This is a genomic window from Candidatus Photobacterium acropomis (assembly GCF_030685555.1).
Classification (GTDB): Bacteria; Pseudomonadota; Gammaproteobacteria; order Enterobacterales; family Vibrionaceae; genus Photobacterium; species Photobacterium lucens.
The window spans coordinates 1,165,684-1,185,002 of sequence record NZ_CP131608.1; the positions used below are offsets into that span (position 1 = coordinate 1,165,684).

Below are 19,319 nucleotides of genomic sequence, written 5' to 3' on the forward strand. Positions count from 1 at the left end.
GATTGAAATCAGTTTAAAACGTATAGAGTAACCTATTTACGTAATTACATATTTTTTTGATACCTAACTCACCTTCTTTGATCTGATCCTTTGCAAGCCAACCTGCTCTCATTTAGCTTACATTAAATATTAATGATAATTAATTTCATTATCATATAGATTTATTATCTTGCAGGGAGAGCACCATGGAACAAGCGTTTCATTCCGATCCAATACTCAAAGTCCGTGATCTTGAGGTCACTTATATTACCGATAATGGTGATTTCAAAGCCGTAAAATCAGTGAGTTTTGATATTGGTAAAAGTGAAATTTTCGGGCTAGCAGGCGAATCAGGTTGTGGTAAAAGCACTATCGCTTTCGCCATTAACCGTTTACATAAGCCGCCCGCATTAATCACTAACGGCAGCATAAAATACAATGATAAAGAGCTTGTCTCGTTAACTGAACAGCAAATGGGTGTGATCCGTTGGAAAGACATTGCCATGGTATTCCAAAGTGCCATGAACTCACTCAACCCTGTTCTTCCTATTCAAGAGCAGTTTGCTGATGTTATGCGTCATCACCTTGGCTACACTAATGAACAAGCCAAAGAACGTGCAGAAAAATTGCTTGATTTGGTCAATATTCCCCGCGAACGTTTATCAGAATACCCACACCAGTTTAGTGGTGGCATGCGACAACGTTTAGTGATTGCCATTGCCTTATGTTTAAATCCAAAACTTATCATCATGGATGAACCGACCACGGCATTAGATGTGGTTGTTCAACGTGAAATCCTGCAGCAAATCTATCAGTTACGTAAAGAGTTTGATTTCTCTGTGCTGTTTATTACCCACGATCTTGCGCTAATGAGCCAACTTTGTGATCGCATTGCGGTCATGCGTCACGGCAAGATTGTAGAAGTAAACCAAGCCCGTGAAATTCGTAACAATCCACAGCATCCATACACTCAAAAGTTATGGGCATCATTCCCGAATATTCATGAAGAAGCACCACACGTACACATCACAGCAGAGGAATTATCATAATGGAACAACCAGTTATTGAATTAAATAATGTGGTGAAAGAGTTCACTGCCGGTGGTGGTTTTGGTTCAACCGAGATATTCCGCGCCCTTGATAGCATCAGTTTTAAACTCTACAAAGGACGTACCCTTGCCCTTGTAGGTGAATCAGGCTGTGGTAAAAGTACCTGCGCCAAACTGATCACCAAAGTCCATGGCGTCACTGAAGGTGAAATTTTATTTAAAGGCGAGAACGTTGATACCATCAATAAGCGTCGTGATATTTTAAATTATCGTGGCAAGGTACAAATGGTGTTCCAAGACCCATTTGGATCGTTAAATCCAACTCATACTATTCGCCATCACCTCACTCGCCCACTATTAATTCATAAACAAGTAAAGGGTAAAGACGCAATAGAAAAGCGTTTGAATGAGCTAATGGAATTGGTGGAGTTACCCATTGAAGATCTTGATAAATACCCCCACCAGCTCAGTGGTGGTCAACGCCAGCGTGTGAATCTCGCACGTGCGATTGGTGTTGGCGCTGAAATAATACTAGCCGATGAGCCAACCTCGATGCTGGATGTTTCTATTCGATTAGGCGTGTTGAACCTAATGAAAGAGATGAAAGAGAAAATCGGCATTGGTTTTCTCTATATCACTCACGACTTAGCTACCGCACATTATATCGCGGAAGAAACCGCAGTTATGTACCGTGGTCGTATTGTGGAATGGGGAGACACTCGCTCTATTTTGCGTAACCCACAACACCCTTATACCAAGTTATTGATTTCCGCTGTGCCCGATCCTGATCTACCCTTTAATAAGTTAGTTGATTCAGAGCCTGACTATTCACAAAGTGCCGATAAGATCCGCGCCATCAGTCTTAAATCGGTCGCAGGACATCGCCAAGTGGCTGACAATCACTTTGTTGCAAACTGGGATGAAGCTGAAATAGCCGCACTGCAAAAGGATAAAATCGCATGACAGAACTTCACTGCTGGTTAGAATCCATAAAAAGCTGGTACCAACCCAATCACAGCCATGACTTTTCAGATTTAATCTCGGTAATCCAACAAACACCTCAAAGCATGATGGATGAACTTGATACAGAAACTGGCAGTGAAGCCCTTGCCTATTGGCTTGATGCTTGTTTTCGTTTAACCAAATACTATCAACACCAAGGTTATAACGAACAAGCTTTTGGCTATATTCAACTCTCGTATGCCAAGCTACAAGCCATTGTTTGCAAACAAAGTTACAGCGCAGAATTAAAACGTTGGAGCTTAAAGAAGCTTGATCGGATCATTGTCGCTATGGTGGAGTTTTGCCAGCATCAGTCCGATCCACAATGGCAGCAAGAAAGCGTACAACTGATCAATCTGCATGTTGCCTTTATGGAGTCACAGCAGCATTTGAATTTAAAGTACTCACAGTAACAGTAAAAGCCTAATGATAAATCCCAAAGCGAGTCTATTTATTTAGGCTCGCTCCTTATTTCACATATCAAGTCCTTAGATAGTTATTAAATATCGTTTCGCTTATAACTAGCAATTAATTTAATTATCGAAAAACGATAATTTTTTATTGCTCAATTTGAATTGCCAGCATATTATCTCGTCATCAACTAAGGAGCTAATATGTCTAACATTGAAAAACACAGCCGAAAGGTTCGAAAACTCTTCCAAACTTTCTTAGTGCTTACACCATTGATGGTTATTTATTTCTGGTTAACCACCAATACCCCATACAACTTCATTAGCAACACCGGTATTTTTAACCTTTCATTTGATATTGCTGATTTAACGCAAGCCCCTTTAACCTTAACTACCCGATTACTCGCAATGGCGGCGTCGTTACTGTATTGCACAATCATCATGTATGCTCTGACTGTGCTTATTAAGCTCTTTAAAAACTATGAGCAGAACAATATCTTTACCCTAGAGAATGCACAGAGTTACCAAAAGTTAGGTTATTGCATTTTTTACTGGGTCGGTGGTGGTCTTTTGTACGAACCAATCATGTCATTGATTTTGACATTTAATAATCCACCGGGACAACGTATGATAACGATCAGCTTTATTGGCTTTGATTTCCTCACTATCGTATTAGGATTCATTGTCTTAATTATCTCTTGGGTAATGAAAGAAGGTTATCAATTAGCTGATGAGCAAAACTACACAATTTAAGAGCCAACGATGACAATACGCATTAACTTAGATGTCATGATGGCAAAGCGGAAAATGCGACTTAAAGCATTAGCTCAAGCTATGGAAATGACAGAAGCTAACTTATCAATTCTAAAAAATGGCAAAGCAAAAGCAGTACGCTTTTCAACGTTAGATAAACTCTGTGAGTTATTGGATTGCCAACCGGGTGACATTCTTGAATTTGAAGAAAACCCCAAAGATGAATAACAAAAAAAGGAAGTAAAGCCATCGCTCTACTTCCTTTTTGTTTTTATACCCAAGTAACTTTGAATCAGTATGTTCTTGGCTTTACCCATACCGATTTAAAATCAAACCAGCCTAATTTATTTGATGCCATCCCTTCTAATTGACCACTGTCGTCTACCCCTAACCAAGCATGAAATAACGGCAAGACTTGACCTGAATTAACCAGCAAATGCTGAATAGATCCTAATGGAAATGTCGGAGTAATATTCATTCGCCAGTTATCCACCATCACATCTAACTGGGCAAATTCAGATTCAGGCATCGCACGCTCTATCTGCTCAAAGTTATATAGCCAAGGTAAGATCGCATCACTTCGATTACTGCCTAAACTCATCCCGTTGAGCCAAATATCTATCTTATCTGCTTGCTTACCTGTCATGATCTCGCAAGAAGCCATTTCGATCACTTTCAGCTTAATTCCATCTTTCGCCAAAATATCTTCAATAAGATCAGCTAGATAAGGATAGATAGGGTGTTCCTGCTGATAAGCTAACGTCACGGCACGTTTGGTTGTCGGTATGTCCACATTATGAGTGTAATGACAATCGCAGATCCAACCCGGTAATAACCCGTAGGCATTAATCAGTTTAAAATCAACTACTTTACTAAGATCTAACGCTCGCATCAGGTTTAGGCTATTTAAACGAGATTTAAAATAATCGAGCCAAATTTGTTGCTGAGCTAAACCTTTATTGCGGTTTAATAACAGGTAATTACAACCTTGATCTAAGCTCAATTGTTCAGAAACAGAAGCACTTTGCTTTTGTTCTAACTCTAATGTTGGCTTTAAATAAAAAGCAGAGAACCCCGATAAAATCCAGATCTCAACCACATCAGTTAACGCCCGAAACCCAAAATACATATCAAAGGCTTCTAGCTTTAAACGTTGCTTATCATTAACAGTGACTTTGTAAGGACCAGTACCAATAGGAAAAACATCAGCATCAGAACGCTTTTGATCGTCAGCAGGTTGGATCACCGCATTAATATTCGTCAGCAATTCAGGAAGATGGTGATCATCACGTTTAAGATAAAAATCAATCGTGTTAGCAAACGGAGAAATCACTGAATCAATATGCTTAAACAGAGATTGCTGTTTAACTCGCTCAAAGGTTTTAACGATGTCTTCACTTTCCAACATCCGCCCGTCGTGAAAACGAATAGCAGGACGAATGTGAAAACGCCAATGACGCGTTGAAATCATCTCCCATGCATGAGCAATATCGGCTTCGACTTCCCCTTTTTCCTCATTAAATTGGGTTAATCCACTGAAAATTTGGCGGATCAAATGCTGCTCAGAGCGACGTAGCGGTTTGAGCGGGTTCAAATTCCCAAGGTTACGGTAATAAGGTAAACGCACAATTTGACGACCATGAACATGGCTAATACCCATTTGTTCTTGGATCAACTGCACTAATTTTTCAGCGTTATTATTGAGTACAGACAAAGCGGTTTCTAACTTACCGTCAGCCACCAGTTTACGCGCTTGCATAAACTGTAACTCACTGTCAGTACTATTAAATACTAAGCGAGATTGCTTGCCACGCCCTACTGATGGTTGCCAATCAATCCACCCTTTCTCAACCATTTTATTGATCACCATACGCACATTACGTCGGGTACAAAATAAAACTTCAGAGATATCTTGCAGGTTCGTTTCTGTCGTCTTGCCTGAGAAATGGTTATAAAGGCGCTGGAACTGTAATTTTAAACGCTGACCACTCATAAAGAGGAAACCTTATTTCTTATACTGTTCTCTTTTAATTTCCTCATTTTAGCGTAAAAATAATCCTGTCGATATGAATACAGTGCATGCGCTATTAAGAGTGTGAGTTGTGCTAAACATTCGACTAAGTCTACAAATCTCTTTGTAGCATTAATGAACATTGATTGGCTGTTTCCCCCAAAACATGCCTGTCTCCTGAGTGCTCATTAATTTCAGTCCGGCCTATTTCATGATGTGTTGTAGGCTGGACGACTTCCTTTCACACGACCGTTCTTAAGACTATTTATCTTGGTTGAGTTATCACAATGACTGTCATTAGATTGATAAATACCTTGTTTATCCTGATCTTAACTTCTCCAATCAAAGCGCATTATGAAAAAGCTAAAACGTTATCAATACGAGCAATATGCGATTTTGTGCCACCTTGCCTATCCTGACGACTTTGATCATACCCAATACGGTTTTTTACCTGAAGGCAGAGAAGAAATCATCGATCGCTGGGGACGACCTATTATTCGTATCTTATGGGGAGAAAGTAATGAAGTGGTTTTGGTATTTAAAGGCTCACAAAATATCTGGGACTGGTTGCTAAACCTTGCCTGTTTTCCTAAAAAAGTCGTCACTGCAAACAAACCGTATTACGTTCATTGGGGCTATCACTATTTGATCAACCAAAAGAGTATTCATCGAAATTACGCTTTTCATCAATGTCATCCTGATCTTAGCGACAGTCAAAAAGCTGATATATTTCAAGCCACTCAGCTACCTCACTATCGCCAACATGCCGCCAATAGCAATATCATTAAGCAAATCCAGCACATTGTTGCGCCTTTAATCGCATCCGGCAAACATATCAGTTTAACCGGACACTCCTCTGGTGGTGCTATGGCAGTACTCAGTGCTGATTATCTTTATCAACACTTCCCTCAAGCCATAAAACGTGTGGTTACTTTTGGACAACCTGCCACTGGCTTTTGGAGCTTTAAAAAACACTACCCGCTTGGCCACCAAACCTATCGAATATGCTGTGATTTAGATATTGTGACCTTTTTACCTGCCATTCCATTTATGCACTGGCATGTTGGGCAAATGCTCTGGTTACACAACGGTAAGATTTATCAAAACATCCCCACAATTATCAGGTTATCACGCTCGATTATTAGCTGGATCATGCGCCCTTTCAGCTATCACTTCATGCAAAAATACATACGTAATAAAGACTTTTTTGATAAGCACTGAGATAAACAAACCAATACATATGAATAGGCATATATGTCATAATTGCGGTGTATAACTGTTTAGAAATGGAAAAGACAATAAGGAAATACCGCATGACACATCCAACATGGGAATTACCAATAAGCAATAATTCAGCAGGATTGGTACTCACTCCTTGTCCAGGAACAAAAGGCACGCCATTAGTTGAAAGCATTGATCAACTAAAAGCACAAGGTGTCACTATTGTTGTCACAGCATTAAGCATGAAGGAAATGGAAGCAAAGAGTGTGGGTGCATTACCACTGGTTGTTCAGCAAGTCGGACTTAAATGGTTCAATACCCCAATTGAAGATGATTGTGCACCAGATGAAAGCTTTCAGCCGCATTGGGATGCAATCTCTCCTGCACTTCATCAAGCATTAGATAATGGTGAAAAAGTCGCACTTCATTGCATGGGCGGTTCTGGTCGAACAGGATTACTGGCAGCTCACCTGTTATTAGAAAAACAGTGGCAGCTTGACGATGTCATCACTCAAGTTCAAGCACTAAGACCGAACGCCTTTACCAAAGATGTTCAAGCTGAATATATTCGTCGTATTGCAGAAAAATAATATTATCTTTATTTAAGATGTCACCATTCTATCTGGTGACATTTTAGTTAAAAGCCGTAGAACAGATAAATAACCAATAGTTTTTAAAAATATTTAAAAAAGTCAAACTCGTATTATTAATACTTCCGCAAAATTTATTTATACCGATAGGTTTTATAAATTAAAGTCAATTTTAAAAACAGCAACACCAACTATAACAAACACCAGAAACAAAATATCCCATTAAAATTCAAAAAATAAGAGGCAGACATATAATAATTAATTTAAACACAACCAAGCACTAACAACTTAAAATAAATTATCGCTTACTTATCAACACTTTATTTATTGCGAAATTATTTCTTTTATTTGCGAATAATATTTGAAAGACATATTATGCTCGCCTTGTTAATTTCCATTCTAATTTATATAAAATAACGGATAATAAAAATCACCATGAAAGTTATGATTGTAACACTAGGCTTAATTAATATATTAATAAGCCCCATCAGCTATGCTTTATGTTTTGGAGATAATATTCAAGATACCCAATCCTTTGAAGATATTAATACCGCCCGCAACATTACCCGACTCAACAATCAAATCTATCATGAACCACAATTTGGCTCCACTTTAGGAGAATTAGAACATGATAGCCATAGTGATACATTTAAAGCAGCATGGCCAAAAACAACATCTGCTTTAAATAATGTACCTTCACAAATAGAAAATACCGCGAGTGGTGAAGCAATATTAAGTAAATTAGGGAATGCGGCCTCAACCACAATGGAAGTCTTAGGCCCAATTGGCGATGCAGTGGCTGTTGGCGCATGGCTAAATAATGTTGTTGAAACCTTTAGCGAAGAATCTGCAACTAATTTAGACAAAACCGCTGCGATATTCTCTATTTTGCCGTTAGTCGGTGATGAATTAAACGCCCTTTCCAATGACATTAAGTATTTCTCTGCAAAACAAAAAGTTGAAGAGTTTGAGCAACAAAAACACTATGTTTTCTCAAATTTCAGTGCGGAATTTACTCAGTTACATCATAGAAAAGAAGATGCTATCAACTTGCTTAATAAATATGACCAATATTTAGATCTCACTATATCAATGTATGTTGATCAACTATTACTGATTGGCGATACCGAGTATCGACGCATTGCAGCAGCATATGACCGTCAACTAGCGAAAAAAATGGCTAGAATGGATCTGGAATTACTTAAAACTCTTGGTCATGTCTCAGAAAATACCACTCTACATCAGCCCTTATGCCAACCAGCACAAGCGACTCATCAGCACATTGTTAATTGTATAAAAAATGCAGGTCCAATACGGATTAATCAATTAATCGACAACCTCAACAATGCGGAAAACCACCGCTTAAGCGCTAATATATTTAACGCGAAACAACGTTTGGTTGCCATCGTTCAACAACGACTTGTGCAACATCGTGATCAAATACTTAATACCATCATTGCCAGAGCTAAACACCACGTTCAAAACATACGTAACCATGCCAGCATCAATCGTTCTTACCTGTTAGACCAAGCGCGAAAAAGTGGCCTTCGAGAATATGCCAAAGCATACTGGAATATTGATTACCTCTCAGAAGAGCAGTTGAATACTGCAACTTTTGAAGTGCAACCAGCCCGTGAATGTTGGGGAGTGCCTTCAGTCTACCCTGGTGGTATTCAGGACTCTCTCGATGCCTGTAAAGACAGTGGCGCTATCTACGATACCTATCATATTAAAAAAGATCCTGAACTTGCCAAGGTACTTCACTACACGCCTAAACTCACAGTAGAGCAAATTATTTATGTCAGATTAAAGCGCGGTTGGCCAAAAGGTTTACTCAAACATAACCTGAATCTATTAGCGCAAGCTTATGTTTCTGGTCACAATGCGAATGACATTTTCCAATCATTAATTAGTCTATTACCTAACCTCGATGTGCCTCCTTTTCAAACACCCTATCACGACTATTTGACGACAAAAGGAATAGACAATACCGATCCAGCAGAGCAAAAAAATTGGTATCAATTGAGTCGCTGGTACGAATATATTTTGACAGAAAAACCGTACGGAGGGGCTATTAGCAACTTAACCCAATATTTTGTCTTTATCGATTACATTAAGCCTATTTTTGAGCAAACTATCTCTGCGGCCTATGTGCGTGATCTTTACTACACAGTGCCGTTTCCAAACCTTTACCCAGCCAAATATTTACGTTTTCACTCGCCCATCATGGCTGATATTTTTGATCAAATATTGCATCAAGCTAACTCAAAATATCCCATTACAGAACAAGATGCCGTTGAATACATCATGCAACTGGTTAGCGAAACCCAAAATGCAAACGAGCTACACTACCTTTTAGGTGATCTCGCTGTATTCGCACAAATTGCGCAACACCAACAATCAGAGAGCAACATTGGGTTATTAGCCAACAACCAAGAACAATCCAATCAATTGTTCGTGACTCGTCTCTCTCCTCTCCATGAAAGCTATTTGTTAGCTCATCACACTGCGGCATTAGAGCAGCAACACTCCAACGTCATAAATGATCCGTTATGGCAAACATTAGCGGCAATAAAGCCAACGTTACAGCAAGGTAATTTAGCCGTTGCTATTCAACAACTTGGGGCTATTGTGCAACAAGATAAATTCCCGCTTCTCCCACATATAAATGAATGGCTATTGAACGAACTTGAACAATGGATCGATCTGCAAATCACATTAGAGGAATCTGCATAATCATGACTCGTAAAACCCAATTCACTTATCTCTTACTTGGTTTGTTTTATACCCATTTCAGCTTTGCCAATGGGCAACATTTTATGGGAAACTTTTATGATGCACCCGATGGTGTAAAAGTCATTTTAGGCTATAACTCACATCAGTATGGTCTTCTCTATCGAGTATCAAAAAACCTCTATGTTCAAACGAAAAATGATGCCTATCTTGCTGATATCAAACTGCTAATACGTAAACTTCAAATGTCGAATTCAGGTCGAGAAATACTGCGTCAAATTGGGACTTATACGCCAATTAATGCACCAGACGACGCTGTTAGCCCACTGATTGAATACACTGTCGGCGTTGATAGTTCAAAAACAACAGTCGCAACCGTTATTCGAGAGCCAGAAAGCCAAGGACGATTATTTGAAACTAAAGCCTCGGAGTTTTCAGAACCAGAACAAATAGCAGAAGCGCTACAAAGGCAATCTAACGGAAAGGGGTTATCTAATACCGTATTCTTTTCAACCACAGAAGTTGTCAATATCCCAGGTGTTAATAGCCCTTTTGATCAAGCTGTCGCTTTAGGGCATGAATTGATCCATGCGCGTGATTATTCCTCTGGTGCAATGCCACAAGGCAATGTTCACTTAATTCATCGTCATCCTGAACATCAAGCCATTACAGAGTACAGCATTGCCAATGCGGAATACCAAACAACAGGTATCGCCCATTACAATAATGCGCAAAATGGACGCCCTGCTGACACTAATATCAGTGAGGTACGTCTTCGTGCCATTAATGCAAGAGAGAAAATTTATTACGACTGGAAAAAATTAGGACAAGAAAAACCTAAAACCTTCCTAACCAATGAACAAGTAGTAAGCGAATATCATCTTGCTGATGATTTAGGGGCAAAGAAACGCAATACTTATTGGCCTGCAGAACAATATCAATATCATCCTTACCCTGTTGATGTAAGACCTGCATCCTATCGGTTAAGTGAACCTAGTTGGGACACCTTGGAAGGCAAACAGGCACATATCGAAGTAAAACGAGCATTAAAGCAATCACTCAGTGAAGGAAAGCAACCCGCTATTGTACTTATTGATCCCACAGAGCAGCGGCTATCACGCAGTTTATCAAACTCACCTACGGTTACCCGACGCGGACTAGGTAACCAATCATCGGTTCTCAAATATGCCGCTCAAAATGATATTAAAGTGATAAATGTCTACAGTGCAGCAAATGAAACGCCTGTTGGCTCACTAAAAAGGCGTAAATCACAAAAACTATACCGTGCATTATCAGGCAAGAAAGCACAGTCCCCGATTGAATACCAAGACGTTCAATATGAAGCACAAACTCATAACCAGCTTAACCAAGCCCTAGAGGAGCACAATGACATACTCGTAATGGCATATTCTGATGGAGAAGTCACAACGGATGTTATCAATAACCTTTCGCAAGATTTAGATAAACAAGTCATGATTTCTCGTTATTCCAACTTGGATTATCGTCCTTCCGATCTGACACCTAAAGAACAAACTGCATGGCGGCAAGTAAATGAAAAAGAGAATGTCACAATGCTAGGGGCTGGCAGTCAAAGAAAACTCAACATTTGTAATATTCAATAACCGTAATTAAAAAACGCAGCGACAGTGAACCTGTTGCTGCGTTATTTTTATGGCATTATCTTTTTATTATTATCGCCAATCACTGCGTGTTTTAACGCTCACCTTGCACTTCAAAGCAATCAGAAACAAGCTTAGCACTACCATCACTTTGCATCGCCCAAAGCTCTTTATGTACCACACCAAATGCTTTATTCATGGTCCATTTTGCTGACAAAATAAAACCATTATCACCAGCGGGATCCCAAGTCACGTCCGTGTAATTAACATCATTAAAGCCTTGGTCAATAATACCTTGCCAGAAGTTTTCAATCGCATCTCTACCTTCAAAAATACCAAACGGACGCGCTTCCATCACACACGCCTCGTTATATTGCTCTGCACAGCCTTTTGCATCCTGACGATTAAATGCGTTTTGCCACGCTTGAAGTCCAGCTTTACATGCTTCAAGTACATTATTATCAACCATCATTTACTCCGTTTATTTAGTGATTTGATAACTAGATTACCCATATCACTTATTTCGAAAAACAGAGATAATAGAAATGACTGTTTAATAAAAGAGAACAATTATGAACAAACTAAGACAAATGTCGATCTTTGCTCACATCGTAGAGGCAGGCTCAGTATCGGCAGCAGCCGATAAGCTTAATTTATCCAAATCCGTTGTCAGCCAGCATCTAAAAGCATTAGAACAAGAACTTGGTATTACGTTGCTTAAAAGAACAACTCGTCGCCATACCCTAACTCAGGCAGGCGAAGTGTTTTATCAAAGCTGTCGTGAAATCAATACCATTGCTGATATTGCGTGGGATCAAGCCCAAGAAATGCAAACAGAGCCCCAAGGCAGGCTTTGTATTACCGCACCGAATGCTTTGATGGATACCTTGGTGTCTCCTGTCATTGCCGATTTAATGAAGCAATACCCAAAGTTAAAACCAGAGCTTATCAGCGATGATCAGCACGTTAACCTCATGAAATACGATATTGATTTAGCGATCCGCGTGGGACAATCGCAAGACAGCAATCTTAAGCAAAAACGACTCGGTGAATTTAAAGACGTACTGTGTGGTTCAGCGCAATTAAACACAACCGATATTCAGCAATTACCCTACATAGCTAATCAATGGCAAGGCAAACACATTAAGCACGTATTCACTGCAACCAATGGGGAAACTATGATTTATGAAACAGAAGCGCACTGTACAACCAACTCTTTTCACAGTTGCGTGGCGTTAATAAAAGCCGGAGCTGGGATTGGTATTATTCCTGATTTTTATTTATCTCAAATCAGATCACATCAGGAAAATACTATTGTTCCTCTACCACTAAATATGAGTTTATCCAGCAATACGATCTATGCGCTAAGCCCTTTTAATAAAAGTGCACCACTGGCTGTAACACTGTGTATTGCGGCATTAGAGAAACAATTATCAGAAAATATCTGACATATTTAATATCACCAAAATAAATATATTCAGAGGGAATAACCAGTGATCCAGATCATAGGCAAACAATCGCTTTTAAAATACCATAAAGGCATAATAAAATTACTGTTGAGCTTAGTATGGAACACGCGAAACAATCTTCAGCTATAGCCACTCCAAAAGAACCGCTATTAGCGATAAAACTCATACCCTCTCTTGCTATCATTCTTTTAAGTATTATCGCTTGGCAATTTGCTCCACCTTCGGGGCTTTCACTCGCTGCTTACCACACCGCCATCATCTTCATTGCCACCATTGCTGCCATTGTCGCAAACGTACTCCCTACTGGTGCTGTTGCCGTTATTTCCGTTTCTGTTTATGCCGTGCTACATGCTGGCGGTGAAACCTCAGCAAAAGCCGCGATTATGGCTGCCACCAGCAACTTTAATAATGTCCTGATTTGGCTAATCGTGATTGCCTTTATGATCGCCAGAGCCTTTGCTAAAACAGGCTTAGGTCGTCGTATTGCATTGGTATTGTTAAGCTTATTTGGTCAGTCATCGCTGCGTATTGCTTATTGTTTAGGGGTTGCGGATTTCTTGATTGCCCCTGCGACACCAAGTAATACTGCACGCTCTGCGATTGTTTCTCCCATTGCCGATTCATTAGCCAAAACCATCAACAAAGACGACACCAAGTTAGGTAAATACTTGATCTCGTCTGTTAGTGCAATGAACGATGCATCAGCTGTCGGTTTTCAAACAGGCTTTGCAGGTAACTTAGCATTGGTGGGTATTGCCAGCTCAGTTGCTGGGATCACAATGACATTCACCCACTGGGCAATGTACTTATTAATTCCTGCACTTACGCTACTGCTAACCATCCCATTCGTGCTGTACAAGTTTATTAACCCAGAAACAAAACAAACCCCAGAAGCACCAAAATTTGCCCGTGCCGAATTAAAGAAAATGGGCAAAGTGACACAAGCAGAATGGAAATTGATTGCCGTATTCATTGGTTTGATTGTGATGTGGGTAGGCGGTAAAGCCTTAAGCCTTCACTCAACCACAGCTGCATTTATTGGTTTATCTGCCCTACTGGTGCTTGGCGTTTTAAATTGGAACGACGTTAAAGCCGAGAAAGGCGCTTGGGATACCTTAATTTGGTTCGCGGTATTAATGGGTATGGCAAGCCAGCTAAAAACCTTAGGCTTTACTGGTTGGGTTGGTCATGGCGTATCAGACATGATCAGTAGCAGCATGGGTAACGCAGGCCCGACATTAATTCTGATTGTGATGATGAGTTTTTACCTGTTAACTGCTTACTTCTTTGCTTCAGGTACAGCCAAAGTGGTGGCATTAGGTCCTGTTATCATCGGCTCTCTCATGGCATTAGGTGTGAACCCATTAATTGCGATTCTCGCCGTTGCGGGTATTACCAATATCGGTTGTAACCTAACCACTTACAGCCACGCTCGTAACCCGTTATTAATGGGCTATCAGTACCATAATGATAAAGAGTGGATGAAGATCGGCTTGGTGATTTCCATCGGTGGTGCAATCATCTTTATGGCTTCAGGTTTAGCTTGGTGGTCGGTACTCGGCTTAATGTAATTGAACTATTCCCGTTCACGAAACACTAATAAATAATAACAATGGCTACCCAGATGGTAGCCATTTTTTTCATTATAATTTGAACAATTGTCTAAGACTATCGAGCGCTACAGCACGTTACAGCGTCAAATAAGCAGAAAAAGGAATGGATTGTGAGAACTCTACTATTATCGATATTACTGCTATTCTCTGCCTCCTCATGGAGTGCCAGCTACTGTCTAAAAACAACCTTAGGTGACTATGTTTGCCCACCACCTTTTGGCCATATTTATGCGGATAAACTTGGCAACCCACTGTGTGGTAAAGGGCAATGTATCGAAGATCAACAAGGTAACTATCAATGTTCTAAGCAAGATGGTGGCTTTGCGATCAAAAACCAAATGGGTGATATTTTATGTACTGGTGGTTGTGAGCCTGCCAGCGAGAAGAATTGTCAAATTCCTAAACCTTAACGGCATTCTCTCCAAAGAGAATTGAAAACAGAACAGATACAAAAATGGCTACCGCTCTTTAAACTCGGTAGCCATTTTTAACGCTTTATTTAGCTAATTACGCTTTCTCACTAAAACAAGTTAAATCGATGCTTGTTTATTTGCGCGAGCTTTACGTTTTAACACACGGAATTCATGTTTTGCTAAGTGACTATCCATTGAAGAACGTAGCAGCTTGTACAGCAGAATCGAACCATCAATTTCTTCTTTACGGTTAGTTAAACTTTCAATGTTCAAGCCCAACGGTAAGTCATACTCCACTACCGCATCTAAGATCTGATTTAAGCTGTTACAACACATCTTAATCGACTCATGCAGTGGGTTTTCTGCATTTAGAATACGTAAACTGGTTGCTTCAGGAACGCTCACCCCTAGCCACTCAATAAACTCCAGTGTTTTCGCACTGCCACAAGGTGAGAAAGTTAAGATAATACGCTGTGGTTTTAAGCCTTGCTCTTTACACTCGATCGCATAGCGAGTCAGGATATCAATGGTCGCTTGGGTGTCGTAAATCGCTTGAGAAATAAAGAAATTACAACCTTGCTTATACTTTTCAATTAAACGCTCATGCTCATTACCTTTCTTAGCATGACGTTCAGCAATCATAATGCCGCCAGTAAAGAAGTTATTACGGTTATCCGCCAAGGTTTGGTAAGCCGCTGATAATGGTAACGACACCTCATTTTTCGCTGACGGGCTACCCACAAGCACCATGTCACGAACACGGTATTCATCCCACGCTTCATTTAGCCACGCATCAAACTCTTCAGTTTCCGACTGCACCACACTCTTATAAGTGATCACAGGCTTATCTGTTTTCTTATTTAACAGCGATGAGTAATGACGCGGATCATGGGTAGACTTAAATGGGAACGGACGTGGCTTATTAGTACGTGAAGCTTCATCTTGAATATCGTAAACAATCAAACCATCAATGGCTAAATCACAAATACGATCTACAAGGCGATCAGCAATGCCTTCCACATCTTCAAGTGGTGTGCTGGTTTTAGGTGGCGTTGTGCCAATGAAATAAACGCCACGTGTAATGTCGTTATAACGTACACGCAGTTCAGATTCTTGTGATGATAGGTATTGATCCGACATAAATTACCACTTCCCTGTTATCGCAGTAAGTTGATCTGGCTCTACTGCTTAATTTGTCTCAAACCTCAGCCAATCTCTGCTGAGGTTTATCTCATCCTTGTGCGTTGCAGCTTACCTTTATGATTTATCTCGCCCATTTTTCGAGCTGCATAAAGCCTAAGCCATTAGTTTTTATCAAATCTGCAACACAATATATGCTTTAGTTTTACCTAAACCCTTTAGATAAATCAAAGAAAAGTCACTGATTTTATATAAGTGATTAAATTAACGACATTCTTTATCGATCCAAGCAAGGTAGTCACCTAATCCATTGGTGATCGGTAATTGGATAATTTCAGGGGTTTCGTAATCGTGAAATTGTAAAATTGTCGCTTTTACCTGCTCAAACAGTGCCGTTTTAGTTTTGATCATCACCTGATGTTCTTGATCGCAATTCACCTCACCTTGCCAGTGATAATAAGACTGGATCGGCATTACTTGCACACAAGCCGCTAAACGCTGATTGATCAACTCATCGATAATGGTTTTACCCACAGACGGATTGGCAAACGTGGTCATCACCACACAATATTGTTCAGTCATATTTCCATACTCACATCATATTATTGTTATTTGATTATCATAACACCAATGCAAGCATGGGTTAAAAATGCCGTTACCGAATGGGGGTTAAAAGCATTTATAGAACGATAGTTGCACATAATTGCCCGACAGCTTTTAGCCAACGCTTAATGTGTGGGTAGCCACGTAAATCATAACCCCCCTCATATGCAACATGGGTGTAAGCATACAAAACAACATCCGCTATTGTGACAGCGTCACCAACAAGATACGGTGTTTGTGCTAATTGCTGCTCCATCACATCCAAGGCTTGATACCCTTTTGCATGTAACGCTTCATACTGTTCGACTCTGTCTGCTGGCATCCCCAAATAGACTTGAATGTAACGCGCTACCGCAATATAAGGCTCATGCGAATACTGCTCGAAGAACAACCATTGAAAGACTTTGGCTTTTAGAAAACTGTCTTGCGGTAAGTACGGTGTATCTTCTGCGAAATAACTTAAAACCGCATTAGACTCATACAACACCCGACCATCATCCAACACCACAACTGGAATTTTGCCATTAGGATTTAGCGCTAAAAATTCAGGTGTATGGGTTTCGTTCTCCAAAATATTGATGTGTTGCCACTGATGCTCAATACCCAGCAGTGACAAAAGCAATTTCACTTTCAAACAGTTTCCCGACTGTAAATCCCCATAGACAACCATATTCACTCCTTGATTTATATTTAGCTCAACTAAGCAATTTATTGCTCGAACACTAAATTTACTCTAAACAGCAAATGGCAATTCGACTATCGCAAAATATAAATACCAACTATCAATATTATTGAAGTATTTACTTCTTGTTATAGTCTCATTTTAACGCTATGTTTTTATTGATAAACGGAAGGATGTATATGGATATTGAAGCATTAAGAAGCTTTTTAGCATTTGTCGAAACAGGCAGTTTTACTCGCGTTGCTAAACAAAGTTTTCGTTCCCAATCTGCAATCAGTATGCAGATGAAAAAGCTCGAAGAAGAGCTTAATACCCAACTATTTACCAAAGATGGACGAATGTTGGTATTAACCGAAGACGGGCAACGTTTAGCTGCTCATGCCAGCCAAATCATCGCCACACATGATGAAGCCTTATTAGAGCTAAAAAACAAGCTGCCACAGCAAACCATTCAGCTCGGTTGCCCTGACGATTATGCTGAATCAATTTTACCTCGTATCGTGGCACTAATTCGCCAAGAACATCCCCATATCAGCTTACAAATCACCTGTGCGCCCAGTGTACGGTTAAAGAATTTACTCGATAGTAACCGCCTTGATCTCGCCATTGTTACCCGTTCACCCAATTCTCAAGAAGGTTACTTTCTACAAACCGATAAAGGTATATGGGTAGGATCGCCAGATCATGATCTCGTTAATCAGCAGCCATTACCTATCGTGTTATTTCAACGTGATTGTAAATTTCACGATGCCGCCATTGAAGGATTTATTAAACGTAATCGACATTACCAACTGATCAGCTGTTGCAGCAGTGCCACCGCTAACAAAGGCATGGTACACCAAGGATTAGCAATATCCGCTATGGCTAGATGTAGCATGCCAAGTGATTTAATCGAACTCACCGCCCCACATTTACCAAACTTACCCGTGGTCGATATCGTGTTATCACTACCTAGTAAACCGCATTTATTACTCAGCTCAGAGAGTATTCACCGCATTATCGATCGTTATCAAAGCGAACAATTTACGACAGAAAAGTGCTAAACACTCGCAATGTTGTGACGTGCAAACAATCTTAATAAAAGTATTACTTTCAAGACAATCAACGCATCCAGCCTTAGCTAATCTCAAAAATATAACTTCCGAGATCTGAACAATTTTGTGGAGATCTTTTACCTATAACAACAGGAATATGCTATGAAAAAATGGAGCCTATTAGCGTTCATATCGGCATTATTGATAGGGTGTGGTTCAAACGATGCTGAAGATGTGGTGGTCGACACCATAGGGTTAGACATTGATGCTTTATCAACCCAAGATAAACAACATTACGCGCAAGTTTCAACCGACATTAACACCGTCCTTATTTACATTGCAGGCCAATGTTTTGATGCCGAATCTGAACGAAATCCTGATATGGCTCTCACCGGCTTTAACTGTAATATCGCCAACTACAAAGACAGCGCCAGCCAAGCGCAATACACCAGCCTCTCTTTAAACAGTGGTGAACTGGTAGTAACACGTACCGCAAAAAGCACCTTTAAAATCCAAACCAAAGACAATGTGAAATTCCATGCTGCCAGTATCAGTGATGGCACATTGAACTACCGCTTAGAAGACGATAACGCTATTCACTTCACAGAAGATGAAACAACCGACACCCACACAGCTACTTTTAGAGGTTTCTTCCGTGATGACAAAACCATAGATGTCACCTACTGGACGATGGAATCTATTTCATCTACCCCATTTAGCTATGAAGAAGATACTAACAATCAACATAGCTGGCTTGCAGGCGGCAGCGCGAAACTATCAGGTAAAGACGGTAAAACCTTTGATTGGACGACCAGTACCACAGGGGAAGTAGTGCTGCCGTTAACGGAATAACCTTTAGCAACACATAAAACAATCAAAGCCCTGAACAGCAGGGCTTTTGTAATTACCATCGGTAAAAAGCAAGCACCGCAATAATCAACGGTGAAAAACCAATTACATGAGATAAATCACACTAACAAATATTGATAAAACAAAAGG

General features: G+C 40.0%; 19 protein-coding genes. 14 read left to right on the forward strand and 5 right to left on the reverse strand.

Annotated features, from left to right (window positions below; translation table 11 throughout):
- Positions 1-185: 185 nt before the first annotated feature.
- From Q7657_RS05275 to Q7657_RS05295, 5 genes are all read left to right on the forward strand, one after another.
- The gene (locus Q7657_RS05275) at positions 186-1,028 is read left to right on the forward strand and encodes an ABC transporter ATP-binding protein (RefSeq protein WP_107165894.1); all 843 of its coding nucleotides are present in this window, start codon (positions 186-188) and stop codon (positions 1,026-1,028) included.
- Positions 1,028-1,990 (forward strand): ABC transporter ATP-binding protein, encoded by a 963-nt coding sequence (locus tag Q7657_RS05280; protein WP_023935165.1) that lies wholly within the window; start codon positions 1,028-1,030, stop codon positions 1,988-1,990. Before Q7657_RS05275 ends, Q7657_RS05280 begins: the two co-directional genes overlap by 1 nt.
- Entirely contained in the window at positions 1,987-2,442 is a 456-nt protein-coding gene (locus Q7657_RS05285; RefSeq protein ID WP_107165895.1) for a DUF2753 family protein, read from the forward strand. The genes Q7657_RS05280 and Q7657_RS05285 overlap by 4 nt, the downstream gene beginning before the upstream one ends.
- 201 nt (positions 2,443-2,643) lie before the next feature.
- Positions 2,644-3,192 (forward strand): DUF2975 domain-containing protein, encoded by a 549-nt coding sequence (locus Q7657_RS05290; protein ID WP_107165896.1) that lies wholly within the window; start codon positions 2,644-2,646, stop codon positions 3,190-3,192.
- A 9-nt stretch (positions 3,193-3,201) separates the two neighbouring features.
- Positions 3,202-3,420 carry a helix-turn-helix domain-containing protein gene (locus Q7657_RS05295; RefSeq protein WP_008989466.1) on the forward strand — a complete coding sequence of 73 codons (219 nt, stop codon included), beginning with the start codon at positions 3,202-3,204 and terminating at the stop codon, positions 3,418-3,420.
- 64 nt (positions 3,421-3,484) lie between these two features.
- On the opposite strand, the gene Q7657_RS05300 is transcribed toward Q7657_RS05295, so the two are convergent.
- Complete coding sequence (locus Q7657_RS05300; protein ID WP_107165897.1) at positions 3,485-5,185, reverse strand: SgrR family transcriptional regulator; 1,701 nt, start codon at positions 5,183-5,185, stop codon at positions 3,485-3,487.
- Positions 5,186-5,557: 372 nt separating this feature from the next.
- On the opposite strand from Q7657_RS05300, the gene Q7657_RS05305 reads away from it, so the two are divergent.
- From Q7657_RS05305 to Q7657_RS05320, 4 genes are all read left to right on the forward strand, one after another.
- A complete protein-coding gene (locus Q7657_RS05305; protein WP_107165898.1) occupies positions 5,558-6,424 on the forward strand; it encodes a lipase family protein in 867 nt (288 codons plus the stop codon).
- Between the two features lie 92 nt (positions 6,425-6,516).
- Positions 6,517-7,014 (forward strand): cyclin-dependent kinase inhibitor 3 family protein, encoded by a 498-nt coding sequence (locus Q7657_RS05310; RefSeq protein ID WP_107165899.1) that lies wholly within the window; start codon positions 6,517-6,519, stop codon positions 7,012-7,014.
- A 435-nt stretch (positions 7,015-7,449) separates the two neighbouring features.
- Positions 7,450-9,750 carry a hypothetical protein gene (locus Q7657_RS05315; protein WP_107165900.1) on the forward strand — a complete coding sequence of 767 codons (2,301 nt, stop codon included), beginning with the start codon at positions 7,450-7,452 and terminating at the stop codon, positions 9,748-9,750.
- 2 nt (positions 9,751-9,752) lie between these two features.
- Positions 9,753-11,369, forward strand: a complete 1,617-nt coding sequence (locus tag Q7657_RS05320; RefSeq protein WP_107165901.1) for a M91 family zinc metallopeptidase — start codon at positions 9,753-9,755, stop codon at positions 11,367-11,369.
- Positions 11,370-11,460: 91 nt separating this feature from the next.
- Here Q7657_RS05320 and Q7657_RS05325 read toward each other — a convergent pair whose 3' ends face one another.
- A complete protein-coding gene (locus Q7657_RS05325) occupies positions 11,461-11,835 on the reverse strand; it encodes a YybH family protein (protein WP_107165902.1) in 375 nt (124 codons plus the stop codon).
- Between the two features lie 103 nt (positions 11,836-11,938).
- Here Q7657_RS05325 and Q7657_RS05330 point away from each other — a divergent pair, with 103 nt between their 5' ends.
- The 3 genes from Q7657_RS05330 (at position 11,939) to Q7657_RS05340 (ending at position 14,858) form a co-directional block, all read left to right on the forward strand.
- A complete protein-coding gene (locus Q7657_RS05330; protein WP_107165903.1) occupies positions 11,939-12,814 on the forward strand; it encodes a LysR family transcriptional regulator in 876 nt (291 codons plus the stop codon).
- Between the two features lie 119 nt (positions 12,815-12,933).
- Positions 12,934-14,406, forward strand: coding sequence for a DASS family sodium-coupled anion symporter (locus tag Q7657_RS05335; RefSeq protein WP_107165904.1), 1,473 nt, complete (start codon positions 12,934-12,936; stop codon positions 14,404-14,406).
- Positions 14,407-14,558: 152 nt separating this feature from the next.
- Positions 14,559-14,858: a hypothetical protein gene (locus tag Q7657_RS05340; protein ID WP_008989477.1), complete on the forward strand. Its 300-nt coding sequence runs from the start codon at positions 14,559-14,561 to the stop codon at positions 14,856-14,858.
- A gap of 120 nt (positions 14,859-14,978) precedes the next feature.
- On the opposite strand, the gene Q7657_RS05345 is transcribed toward Q7657_RS05340, so the two are convergent.
- From Q7657_RS05345 to Q7657_RS05355, 3 genes are all read right to left on the reverse strand, one after another.
- Entirely contained in the window at positions 14,979-16,001 is a 1,023-nt protein-coding gene (locus Q7657_RS05345; protein ID WP_061014062.1) for a methylenetetrahydrofolate reductase, read from the reverse strand.
- Between the two features lie 264 nt (positions 16,002-16,265).
- The gene (gene cutA, locus Q7657_RS05350) at positions 16,266-16,583 is read right to left on the reverse strand and encodes a divalent-cation tolerance protein CutA (RefSeq protein ID WP_107165905.1); all 318 of its coding nucleotides are present in this window, start codon (positions 16,581-16,583) and stop codon (positions 16,266-16,268) included.
- Between the two features lie 97 nt (positions 16,584-16,680).
- The gene (locus tag Q7657_RS05355) at positions 16,681-17,274 is read right to left on the reverse strand and encodes a glutathione S-transferase family protein (RefSeq protein ID WP_498826470.1); all 594 of its coding nucleotides are present in this window, start codon (positions 17,272-17,274) and stop codon (positions 16,681-16,683) included.
- Between the two features lie 191 nt (positions 17,275-17,465).
- Here Q7657_RS05355 and Q7657_RS05360 point away from each other — a divergent pair, with 191 nt between their 5' ends.
- Both Q7657_RS05360 and Q7657_RS05365 read left to right on the forward strand, forming a co-directional pair.
- On the forward strand, positions 17,466-18,329 hold the full coding sequence (locus tag Q7657_RS05360) for a LysR family transcriptional regulator (protein WP_107165906.1): 864 nt from the start codon (positions 17,466-17,468) through the stop codon (positions 18,327-18,329).
- Between the two features lie 153 nt (positions 18,330-18,482).
- On the forward strand, positions 18,483-19,172 hold the full coding sequence (locus Q7657_RS05365) for a hypothetical protein (RefSeq protein ID WP_107165907.1): 690 nt from the start codon (positions 18,483-18,485) through the stop codon (positions 19,170-19,172).
- Positions 19,173-19,319: the final 147 nt, after the last annotated feature.